Here is an 11417-nt window from a genome sequence, read left to right on the forward strand (position 1 = left end):
AGATGACCCAGAAACTGATCATCATCGGGGCGGGCATGGCGACGGGCCGTGCTTTGGAAACCCTGCTGGAAACCGCGCCGGACGCCTATGACGTGACCCTGTTCAACGCGGAGCCGCGCGGGAATTACAATCGTATCATGCTGTCACCGGTGCTTGCAGGGGATAAAACCTATGCGGAAATCGAAACACATGGCGCAGAATGGTACGCGCAAAACGGTGTAACCTGCCGCTTTGGCGAGCGCATCGCGTCGATTGACCGGTCGGCCAAAACGGTCACGTCGGAGAATGGCGATGTCTTGGCGTATGACAAGCTGATGTTCGGCACGGGGTCCAACCCGTTTATGATCCCCCTCCCCGGTCATGATCTGGCAGGCGTGATTGCCTATCGCGATCTGGAAGACACCGAGCGGATGATGGCACTTGGGCCGGACAACAGATGCGTTGTGATCGGCGGTGGCCTGCTGGGGCTGGAGGCTGCGGCGGGCATGGCTGCGCGCGGTGTCGACGTGACGGTTGTGCATATCATGGGCCATCTGATGGAACGCCAGCTGGACGAAGCGGCAGGATATCTGCTGCGCCGTGCGCTTGTGGACAAGGGCATCACGATCAAATGCGCGGCCAACTCCAAGGAGATACTGGGCAAGGACGGTCACGTGCGCGCCTTGCTGCTGGATGACGGGACCGAATTGCCCTGTGATCTGTTAGTGATGGCGGTGGGCATCCGCCCCAATGTCGCGCTGGCGCAACAGGCCGGTCTGGCTGTCGGCAAAGGCATCCATGTGGATGACCAGATGGTGACATCCGATCCCGATGTGCTGGCCGTAGGGGAATGTGTCGAACATGACGGGGCGATCTTCGGTCTGGTTGCCCCGCTTTATGATCAGGCGAAAGTGGCGGCCAAAACCTTGCTAAGCGAGGAAGCGGCTTTCGTTCAGAAAGAGCTTTCTACGAAGCTGAAGGTCACCGGTTGCGATCTGTTCAGCGCAGGTGATTTTGCCGATGGCGAAGGCCGTGAGGATATCGTTTTCCGCGACCCCGCGCGCGGGGTGTATCGCCGTCTGGTGATCGAAAACAACGTGATCATCGGTGCGGTAATGTATGGCGATACCGCCGACAGCAACTGGTTTTTCGGCCTGATCAAGGACAAGACCGACATTACAGAGATGCGCGATACATTGATCTTTGGACCAGCCTATCAGGGGGGCACCCCCCTGGACCCGTTGGCAGCCGTTGCAGCCTTACCGCGTGATGCGGAGATTTGCGGCTGTAACGGCATTTGCAAAGGGCAAATCGAAGATGCGATTGCGGCGGGGGCGACAGATCTTGGCGCGCTCAAGGCTGTGACCAAGGCCTCGGCGTCCTGTGGCACCTGCACCGGTTTGGTTGAACAGGTTCTGGCTGTGACGCTGGGGGATGATTTCGTCATGCCCGCAGCCGCCTCGATCTGCGCCTGCACCGACATGACGCATGAGGACGTGCGCCGGATGATCAAATCGCAGCGCCTGACCTCAATGCCCGCGGTCTGGCAGGAATGCGGGTGGAAAACCTCCTGCGGGTGTCACGTCTGCCGGCCGGCATTGAATTTCTATTTGCTGGCGGATTGGCCGCTGGAATATGCCGATGATCCGCAAAGCCGGTTCATCAACGAACGCAAGCACGCCAACATCCAAAAGGACGGCACGTTCAGCGTTGTACCACGGATGTGGGGCGGGATCACCACGCCGGACGAGCTGCGCGCAATTGCAGATGCGGCGGATAAATACATGGTGCCCACGGTCAAGGTCACAGGCGGTCAGCGGATCGACCTCTTGGGCGTCAAGGGGGAAGACCTGCCAGCGATCTGGAAGGATCTGAACGATGCGGGCATGGTATCGGGGTACGCCTATTCCAAGGGGCTGCGCACGGTGAAAACCTGTGTGGGCACTGATCATTGCCGTTTTGGCACCCAGGACAGTACCGGCCTTGGTATCAAGCTGGAAAAGACGCTGCACGGCGCATGGACACCGCATAAATTGAAGCTCGGTGTGTCCGGCTGTCCACGCAACTGCGCAGAAGCGACCTGCAAGGACATCGGCATCATCTGTGTCGACAGCGGTTTCCAGATCAGCATCGGCGGGGCCGCAGGCATGGACGTCAAGGAAACCGAACTTTTGGTGCAGGTCGCCAGCGAAGAAGAAGCCATGGACGTGATCAAGGCAATCACCCAGCTTTACCGGGAGAATGCCAAATATCTGGACCGGATCTACAAATGGATGGCCAAAGTGGGGCTGGACTGGATCGAGGCACGTGTCGTGACGGATCAAGCCGAACGCGCCGCTCTGGTCGACCGGTTCGAGATCAGCCAGTCGATCTATCGCCACGACCCATGGGCCGCCCATGTCAAAGAAAAAGCAAAACGTTATCAGCCCCTTGCGCGGCTTGATCTGGAGGCCGCAGAATGAGTGACTGGATTGATATTGCATCCCTCGACGATGTCCCGCAGCGCGGCGCACGGGTGGTGAAAACCACCCAAGGCTGCGTCGCCGTGTTTCGCACAGCCAATGACGAGGTTTATGCGCTCGACAACAGCTGCCCCCACAAGGGCGGGCCCTTGGCCGAAGGGATCGTGCACGGCGCATCGGTGACCTGCCCCTTGCACAACTGGGTGTTTTCGCTGGAAACGGGACTTGCCGCCGGCGCGGATGAGGGACAGGTTGCCACCTATCGCGCGCGCGTTCTGGACGGGCGGATCGAACTGGAGGCGGCCTTTCTTGCCGCACGCAGCGCCGCATGAGCCTGACGCGCACCACCTGCCCTTATTGCGGCGTCGGTTGCGGCGTTCTGGCGGGTGCCGATGGCACCATCAAGGGCGATCCCGATCATCCGGCGAACTTCGGACGGCTCTGTTCGAAGGGGTCGGCGCTGGGCGAAACGGTTGATCTGGAAGGGCGCCTGCTGGCACCGCAAATTGATGGCGTGACCGCAGATTGGGACAGCGCGCTGGGACGTGTGGCGGGGGCATTCGGCGATGCCATCCGCGATCACGGTCCTGACAGCGTGGCCTTTTACGTGTCAGGCCAGTTGCTGACCGAAGATTATTACCTCGCCAACAAGCTGATGAAGGGTTTTATAGGCTCGGCCAATATCGACACAAATTCGCGCCTGTGCATGGCCTCTTCGGTGGCGGGACATAAACGCGCTTTTGGCACCGATACCGTGCCAGGGGTCTATGCCGATCTGGAAGAGGCAGACTTGATCGTGCTGGTCGGCTCGAACCTCGCGTGGTGTCATCCGGTTTTGTACCAACGGATTGCAGCGGCCAAAGAAGCGCGCCCCGATATGCGCGTGGTAAACATCGACCCGCGCCGCACCGCCACGTGTGATCTCGCGGATATGCATCTGCGCGTTGCGCCCGACGGTGATGTGGCGCTTTTCAACGGGTTGCTGTCCTTCCTCGCCGGTCACGACCACCTTGATGCGCGGTACATCGACGCCCATGTGAACGGCTGTACCGCAGCACTCGCGCAGGCCCGCGCCACTGATCCGGCGGACGCGGGTGTTCCTGCCGATGCGCTTGACGCGTTTTACCGGCTTTGGGCGCAGACCAAAAAGGTTGTGACGGTCTATTCCCAAGGTGTGAACCAATCCGCCTGCGGCACCGACAAAGTCAACGCGATCCTGAATTGCCATCTGGCCACGGGGCGCATCGGGACACCCGGTGCGGGACCGTTTTCGGTCACAGGCCAGCCCAACGCCATGGGCGGACGCGAAGTGGGCGGGCTGGCGAATATGCTCGCCAACCATCTCGACATCGAAAACGCAGCCCACCGCGACACGGTGCAAACCTTCTGGAACAGCCCCGCCATTTGCGATCACGCAGGGCTGAAGGCGGTTGACCTGTTTGATGCCTGTGCGGCCGGCAAGATCAAGGCGCTTTGGGTGATGTCGACCAATCCGGCGGTGTCGATGCCGGACGCCAACAGGGTTGCGCAAGCGATTGCCAATGTCCCTTTTGTAGCTGTTTCGGACATCATGGCGCGTACGGACACCGGCGATCTGGCAGATGTGTTGCTGCCTGCCACGGGTTGGGGCGAAAAGGATGGCACGGTTACCAATTCCGAACGGCGCATCTCGCGCCAGCGCGCTTTCCTGCCGGCACCGGGCATGGCCCGCCCCGATTGGCGCATCATCAGCGATGTAGCCGCCGCCATGGGGTTTGGCACCGCTTTCGATTATGCCTCTCCGGCCGAGGTTTTTGCAGAATACATCGCTCTGGACGCCGCCGCGCGCCCGTTTGGGCGTGATCTGGACCTGAGCCTGTTTGCAGATGCCGATTACGCCAAGCTGATCCCGCAACAATGGCCGCGCGACAACGCACGCTTTTTTGCGGACGGGAAATTCTATCACGCCGATGGCAAGGCACGGATGGTGCCGGTCACGGCACCGGCCCTCGATCACGCCGGATTGACGCTTAATACAGGGCGCAACCGGGATCAGTGGCACACGATGACGCGCACGGGTAAATCACCGAAACTGGGTGCCCATCTGGCGGAACCCTATCTGGAAATCCATCCCCTCGATGCCGCCGCGATCGGGACCGCGCATGGTGATCTGGTCGCGGTCCGCACCGACCGGGGCCGCGCAATTCTGCGCAGCCTTGTAAGCGATCGTGTCGCGCAGGGGCAGCTTTTTGCCTCCATGCACTGGACCCGCCAAACCGCGCGCGGCGGCACCGTAAACGCGCTGGTCGCCCCGTTAACGGACCCTATTTCCGGCCAGCCTGCCCTTAAACGCAGCACCGGCGTCAGCGTTAAACCCTATATCGCAAAGTGGTACGGGTTTATGGCCTGTGCACAACGCCCCGACGTCCAAACCCCGTACGGCGCGATCTCACGCACGGCGACCGGATGGCAGGTCGAGATGGCCGGCAGCGACCTACCACAAGACTGGACCGAAACTGCCCGCAGCATAGCCCGACTGCCAAAGGCGCAGCCCTCCGTCTATGAAGACAAAAAAGACGGCGCCGTGCGAGTCGCTCTAAGCAGTGACGGGGTGATACAGGCGGTGCTGTTTGTCTCTGACCGGCCCGTGACCCTGTCGCGCGCTGCGGCGGTTTCCCATGTCGGTTCCAGCATGCCGCCGCTCAGCGCCTTGGCCGGACGCATGGGCAAAGACCAGCCCGATCCGGGGGCCGTTGTCTGCGCCTGCCTGAACGTGGGGCAAAACACCTTGCTGGACGCTATTGAAGCGGGGGCCACCTCGGTCGAGGCCTTGGGCGATGCGACCTGCGCCGGCACCAATTGTGGCTCTTGCAAGCCGGAACTTGCGCGGCTTTTGGCACGGCAAAACCTGCGGATGGCGGCGGAATGACCCTTGCGCCATTTGTCAGGATCGTCGCACAGGGCAAGGGCCGCGCCCGCGCGCTGACGCTGACCGAAGCGCAAGAGGCAATGACCGTGATCCTTGAGGGGCGCGCGGCCCCTGAAGCCGTCGGCGCATTGCTGATGGTGCTGCGCCTGCGTGGGGAAGAACCGCAAGAGATTGCCGGTTTCACCGTAGCTCTGCGTGCGCATGTGACAGGGGTTCTGCCTGCGGCCGATCTGGATTGGCCGAGCTATGCCGCGGGGCGCAGCCGCGGTGCACCGCTGTATCTGCTGGCCGCAAGGCTGGTGGCCCAAACCGGTGTGCGCATTTCGATGCACGGGCATAACGCGTATCAAAACGCCACGTTGCGGCCCGACGATATACGCAGGCTGGCAGGTCCGCAGGTGCGCTACGACCCTTTGCAAACCCTTTGCCCCAAAGCCTTTGACTTGCTGGATCTGCGCGCCGATCTGGGGCTGCGATCCTGTTTCAATACGGTGTTGCGCATGTGGAATCCTTCGCAAGCTCCCGCCACAGTGCAGGGTGTGTTTCATCCCTCCTATCGCAGCCTGCAAGCGCAGGCGGCCGAGATGCTCGGCCAGAAAACACTGAGCATCATCAAGGGTGGCGGCGGCGAGTTCGAGCGCCATCCCTCCAAGGACATCCTCTGTTTCGGCCTGCGCAGTGGCCGCCATATCCAGCAAAAGACCCCTGCACTCCTGTCCGAAACCCGACGCCTACATGAGGTAAACGATGCAATCGACCCCCTTGCCCTCTGGCACGGCAGGCTGCGCGACCCTTTCGCCGAAGCAACCGTAACCGGCACCGCAGCCCTCGCTCTATGGACGCTTGACCCCGCGTTGAGCATCCCCGACGCCGAACAACAAGCGCAGGCGCTCTGGGAATGCCGCGCCCGCTGTGAAGGAATATCCGCATGAAAACCTTTCCAATGTTTCTCCAGATGGCGGGCCGGCACGTTGTGATTGTCGGCGGCGGCGAACAGGCTGCTCAGAAAACCCGACTGATGCTTAAAACAGAGGCCCAGATCACGGTGTTCAGTGATGTGCTGGAGGAAGAGCTGGCAGCTCTTGCGACATCCGGCCGGATCACCCAACGCCGTGGCCCGATCCGCGCTGCGCATTTTGAACACACCGCGTTGGTGTTTATCGCGACCGGCTGCCGCGGCACCGATAGCGCTATTCACGGTTTGGCAAAGGCCGCAGGCGCAACCGTTAATGTGGTTGACCAACCGGCCCTTTGCGATGCGATCACCCCCTCTATTGTGGACCGTGATCCGGTTGTTGTTGCCATCGGCACCGAAGGGACGGCACCGGTTCTGGCCCGCCAGATCAAGACCCGCGTCGAACAGATGCTTGAGCCTGATCTGGGCGGGCTCGCGGCGCTGGTGGGACGGTTGCGCGCGCATGCAGCGCAGCACCTTGGTCCGCGCGCGCGCCGCGACCTATGGCGCTGGGTGTTCGCAGATACACCCCGCCGCACCCATGCGCGCGGAGCGCAACGCGAAACGGCACGGATGATCAAACAGGCCATCGTAACCGGCGATTTCGGACAGGAAACAAGCGGCAGTGTCGCATTGGTCGGGGCTGGTCCGGGGGCAAAAGACCTTATTACATTGCGCGGTGTCCAGCGTCTGCAAGAGGCCGATATCATCTACTACGACCGCTTGGTCGACCCCGAAATACTTGAGCTGGCAAGACGGGATGCAGAACGGGTTTATGTTGGCAAACGGCCCGGATGCCACAGCTGGCCACAAGAAAAGATCACGCAAACCATTGTCGCCGCTGCCAAAGGCGGCGCGCGTGTTGTGCGGCTGAAATGCGGTGACCCGGGCATCTTTGCACGGGGTCAGGAGGAACTGGACGCCCTGCGCGCTGCCGACATCCCTGTCGAGATCGTTCCCGGCGTCACCGCCGCCTGCGGCGTGGCGGCTGCCAGTGGCCAGATGCTGACGGAACGCGAACACATCGACACATTGGTCCTGACCACCGGCCATGTCACCGATGGATGCGCCGTCCCTCAGATCTTGCACAACCTGACGGCAGGCACATGTGTTGCGCTTTATATGGCAGTGCGCGCAACCCCTGAGATCAGCGCATTTCTTTCCGCCCGCCATGGGCCTCAGGATATTGCCGTGACCATCGTCGCGCATGCGCAAACGGATGCCGAAATCGTCATCCATTGCGACATTGCCTCCCTGCCCGAAACGCTTGTTGCGCATGGCATTACGGATACGGCAACACTGCTGCTCAAACTGCCCAAGGCCGGCGCGCAGAAATCGCTTGGGCATCACACTACCCCTGAGCATGCGGGTCTTTGCGACATCGCCGTGCGGTCCCGACACGCATAACGCCTGATAAAGTATCCTTTTAAGGGAAAAGAACGCTTCCTGTGCCTCGCGACCAGGAAGCGCTCGCGTTTTCGTGAATTGCTTTTTATCTACCTATCGGTAGGTATGTGCGGGGAAGCAAAGGATACAGCCCATGAAGATTTATGACATCGAAGGATTTCCAAACCCGGCCCGCGTGCGCATCGCGCTTGCCGAGAAAGGCGTTTCCGATCACGCGGAGTTCATCGCCGTAGACGTCATGAACGGCGAGCACCGCACCGACGCGTTCAAAGCAATGAACCCCGATGCGACTGTTCCCTGCCTCGAACTGGACGACGGGTCCCACATCGCGCAGTGCAATGCGATTATCGAATATATCGACGGCGCCTATGACGGCCCTTCCCTGACCGGCACAACGCCGAAGCAACGCGCGCATATTTCAATGATGAACGCCCGCGCCGAGGCTGGCTTGCTGAACGCTGTCGGGGCCTATTTCCATCATGCGACACCAGGGTTGGGTGCCGAGTTGGAGACATACCAATGCGCTGAATGGGGAAATAAGCAAAAAGAGGTCGCAGCCACGACGATGGCTTACCTCGATGGCGTTTTGGCCGATAATGACTATGTTGCGGGTGATCGTTTTTCGTCGGCAGACATAACGGCGTTTGCGGGGCTGGCCTTTGCGGATTTTGCCAAAGTAGACATTCCGCAATCTCTAAAACACCTTCAGGCTTGGCGCGCAAAAGTCGCCAAGCGGCCATCCATCGCGGGTTAAACGCGCGCCTTCACGACAAGGAATTGATCAATGAACTTGAATGCAGATTTCGACAGTCCCGTAATTGTCCACTCTGACCAGTTGGAATGGCAGGCCTCGCCCATGAAGGGCGTGGACCGGCGTATGCTGGACCGTATCGGCGGCGAGGTGGCACGCGCCACCACCATCGTCCGTTATGCCCCCGGCAGCGCATTTTCGGCGCACACACATACGGGCGGTGAAGAGTTCATCGTGCTGGAAGGTGTGTTTCAGGATGAGCATGGCGATTTCCCCGCCGGCACCTATGTGCGCAATCCCCCCACCACATCCCACACCCCCAGTTCGGCCGAGGGCTGCACGATCTTCGTCAAACTGTGGCAGTTCGATATGGACGACCGCACGCAGTTTCGCAAAACAATGGCGGAAGAACTGGCCGCACCCGTTAATGGCGTGGCCACTGCAATCCTGCATAAGGATGACCGCGAGGTCGTCACCTACAGTCACATTGATGCGGAGGCGACGCTGACATCCCAAGCACAGGGCGGCATTGAGGTGCTGGTTATTGACGGCAGCATCACTGTCGGCGGCGACGTGCTGCACAAGAACGACTGGCTGCGCATGCCGGATGGGGAAACCCTGTCGGCGGTCGGCGGACCCGAGGGTACCAAATTGTGGATCAAAACGGGCCACCTGCCCTTTGCAAAGGCGCCGCAGGCGTAAAGGATGCACACCGATACCCTTATCATCGGGGGCGGGCTTGCAGGGCTCTCCCTTGCAAGCCGCCTGACGGATCTCGGCCACAGCTATATCTTGGCCGAGGCCCGAGACCGTCTTGGCGGGCGGATCGCGGCAATCCGGCATGAAGGTGCCACTTTCGATACGGGGCCCACGTGGTTCTGGCCCGGTCAGCCGCGCATCGCAAAACTGATCCGTGATCTGGGGCTGACGCGGTTTGATCAATACGCCCAAGGCGATCTGATGTTTGAGAACGCGCAGGGGCAGCCCCAACGTGGTCAGGGGTTTGCCTCGATGGAAGGCTCCTTTCGTCTTGAGGGCGGATTGATCCGGCTGATTGACGGCCTGTCCGCCAAGGTAGACGCAAACAATCTGCATCTATCCGCCCCGATCACGACGCTGACCCGCGCGGACGGCATCATCACCGCGACCTATCGCGATGGCCGTACCGTGAGGGCCAGCCGCGTGGTGCTGGCGCTGCCCCCGCGGCTGGCGGCACAGATCACCTACACCCCCGCCCTGCCCGACCAAGCGCTTCAGGCGATGCAAAATATCGCCACATGGATGGCAGGTCATGCCAAGGCCGTCGCGATCTACGACCGCCCCTTCTGGCGCGAAGCCGGATTGTCGGGCGATGCCATGAGCCGCTTTGGTCCTCTGGCAGAAATCCACGATGCATCACCCCCGCAAGGCGGCCCCTTTGCGCTGTTCGGTTTTCTTGGCGTGCCCTCTCAGGCGCGAAAGGATCAAGAGTGGCTGCGCCAGCAAATTACGGCACAACTGATACGTATTTTCGGACCGGATGCAGGCGCGCCGCAGCGCCTGGCGATCAAGGATTGGGCCTATGATCCCTTTACCGCCACCGCGCTGGATCAAAGGCCCCTCTACGCCCATCCGCATTACGGCCTGCCGACAACACTCAGCGGGTTATGGGACGGTAAACTGATCTTTGGCGGTACAGAAGTCGCGCCGGAATTTGGCGGCTACCTTGAAGGGGCTTTGGAAGCCGCCGAAAATGCGTTAACCCAATTGAACAGGCCTTAAAGGTAGAACCAAACGTGCAACCCGATACCAAAACAACACTGCTGGATATCGCTGAAAAAGCAGCGCGTAGTCGCGGCTTCGACGGGTTCAGCTACGGCGATCTGGCGCAAGCTGCCGGCATCCGCAAGGCATCCATCCATTACCACTTTGCCACCAAGGCGGTGCTTTCCGCCGCGCTGATGGATCGCTATCACGCATCGGTCGAACAGGTCTGTACTGAGATAGAGGCAACGCACCAAAACGCCGCCGACAGGTTGGCCGCTTTAGTGGCGTTCTATCGCAATGCCTTGGGCGGCGGCGAAACATTATGTCTTTGCGTGGCTTTCACCATCAGCCGTGATAGCCTTGCGGATGAGGTGAAAGACAAGATCGTCGCCTTTCGCGCCATGATGACCACATGGATCACAGCCCTGTTTGAGCTGGGCAAACAAGATGGCACAATTTCAGCGATAAGCGCCCCTGAAGCGGAAGCACACGCAACCCTCGCCACGCTCGAAGGAGCACATCTCGCCGCGCATGCAGAGCAAAACCTCACCGCGTTTGACAAGGCGACAAGGTTGCTGCTGGCCCGCTGACGTCAGTCAGGCGCGATGCAAGAGTTACCTCAATACGCCATAGTTTCGTTCCGATGACGCTGATTTGTTTGAGCTCTAGCGCACACCGTTATTCAAGGCCTTCCGACTGCGCTTTTCGTCATATCTTCTTTTACGGCGGGCCATTCTCGGAAACAACAGACAGCTTTAAAGAATGGCAATCCCTTTGCGCGGCGCAGGATTGTTATGAAGTCCGATAAGGCTCGGGTCGAATGAATTGCGCCAAGCAGAAATGAATAAATGCTGTTTAAATTAAAGCGCGGGATTTGGATTTAAACGAACCGACCGAAGTACAATGATCGTCGCCCCATGTGAGTCGATGCAGGCTGGACGGATTGGCGCAGACCTTCCAACCGCAATGAACAGCGCGAATATATGGTCTGCAAGCTCAAAGGCCGGTTAACTTCCGACATCAGCGTCGCATCAAATCAGATACTTAAGGCAGGAAGTTGAAACTGGCGGACCATAGAGGATTCGAACCTCTGACCTCTGCCTTCGGAGGGCAGCGCTCTATCCAGCTGAGCTAATGGTCCACGCTGTTCCTATACATAAGCTGCACGTCTCTCGCAATGGCCGCTGATGCGGTTTTCACCACTATTCC

The 11417-nt window shown here is 60.1% G+C and carries 9 protein-coding genes and 1 tRNA gene; 9 read left to right on the forward strand and 1 reads right to left on the reverse strand.

The genetic code is table 11. From position 1 onward, the window contains the following. The first annotated feature begins 2 nt into the window (after nucleotides 1-2). The 9 genes from nirB (at nucleotide 3) to Z947_RS21130 (ending at nucleotide 10798) form a co-directional block, all read left to right on the forward strand. Complete coding sequence (gene nirB, locus Z947_RS0113490; protein WP_025044824.1) at nucleotides 3-2441, forward strand: nitrite reductase large subunit NirB; 2439 nt, start codon at nucleotides 3-5, stop codon at nucleotides 2439-2441. Beyond that, nucleotides 2438-2773 carry a nitrite reductase small subunit NirD gene (nirD, locus tag Z947_RS0113495; protein ID WP_025044825.1) on the forward strand — a complete coding sequence of 112 codons (336 nt, stop codon included), beginning with the start codon at nucleotides 2438-2440 and terminating at the stop codon, nucleotides 2771-2773. Before nirB ends, nirD begins: the two co-directional genes overlap by 4 nt. Beyond that, nucleotides 2770-5349: a nitrate reductase gene (locus tag Z947_RS0113500; protein WP_025044826.1), complete on the forward strand. Its 2580-nt coding sequence runs from the start codon at nucleotides 2770-2772 to the stop codon at nucleotides 5347-5349. The genes nirD and Z947_RS0113500 overlap by 4 nt, the downstream gene beginning before the upstream one ends. Further along, on the forward strand, nucleotides 5346-6281 hold the full coding sequence (locus Z947_RS0113505; RefSeq protein WP_025044827.1) for a glycosyl transferase family protein: 936 nt from the start codon (nucleotides 5346-5348) through the stop codon (nucleotides 6279-6281). The genes Z947_RS0113500 and Z947_RS0113505 overlap by 4 nt, the downstream gene beginning before the upstream one ends. Continuing rightward, the gene (gene cysG / locus Z947_RS0113510) at nucleotides 6278-7711 is read left to right on the forward strand and encodes a siroheme synthase CysG (RefSeq protein WP_025044828.1); all 1434 of its coding nucleotides are present in this window, start codon (nucleotides 6278-6280) and stop codon (nucleotides 7709-7711) included. The genes Z947_RS0113505 and cysG overlap by 4 nt, the downstream gene beginning before the upstream one ends. A gap of 133 nt (nucleotides 7712-7844) precedes the next feature. Next, nucleotides 7845-8465: a glutathione S-transferase family protein gene (locus tag Z947_RS0113515; protein WP_025043848.1), complete on the forward strand. Its 621-nt coding sequence runs from the start codon at nucleotides 7845-7847 to the stop codon at nucleotides 8463-8465. Nucleotides 8466-8495: 30 nt separating this feature from the next. Next, nucleotides 8496-9164 (forward strand): cupin domain-containing protein, encoded by a 669-nt coding sequence (locus tag Z947_RS0113520; RefSeq protein WP_025043847.1) that lies wholly within the window; start codon nucleotides 8496-8498, stop codon nucleotides 9162-9164. Between the two features lie 3 nt (nucleotides 9165-9167). After that, nucleotides 9168-10223, forward strand: a complete 1056-nt coding sequence (locus Z947_RS0113525; RefSeq protein WP_025043846.1) for a flavin monoamine oxidase family protein — start codon at nucleotides 9168-9170, stop codon at nucleotides 10221-10223. Between the two features lie 14 nt (nucleotides 10224-10237). Then, the gene (locus Z947_RS21130; RefSeq protein WP_037938928.1) at nucleotides 10238-10798 is read left to right on the forward strand and encodes a TetR/AcrR family transcriptional regulator; all 561 of its coding nucleotides are present in this window, start codon (nucleotides 10238-10240) and stop codon (nucleotides 10796-10798) included. Nucleotides 10799-11272: 474 nt separating this feature from the next. Here Z947_RS21130 and Z947_RS0113535 read toward each other — a convergent pair. Next, nucleotides 11273-11349: transfer RNA gene (locus tag Z947_RS0113535), tRNA-Arg, on the reverse strand. Nucleotides 11350-11417: the final 68 nt, after the last annotated feature.

Origin of the sequence: Sulfitobacter geojensis (genome assembly GCF_000622325.1) — a bacterium.
Lineage (GTDB): Bacteria > Pseudomonadota > Alphaproteobacteria > Rhodobacterales > Rhodobacteraceae > Sulfitobacter > Sulfitobacter geojensis.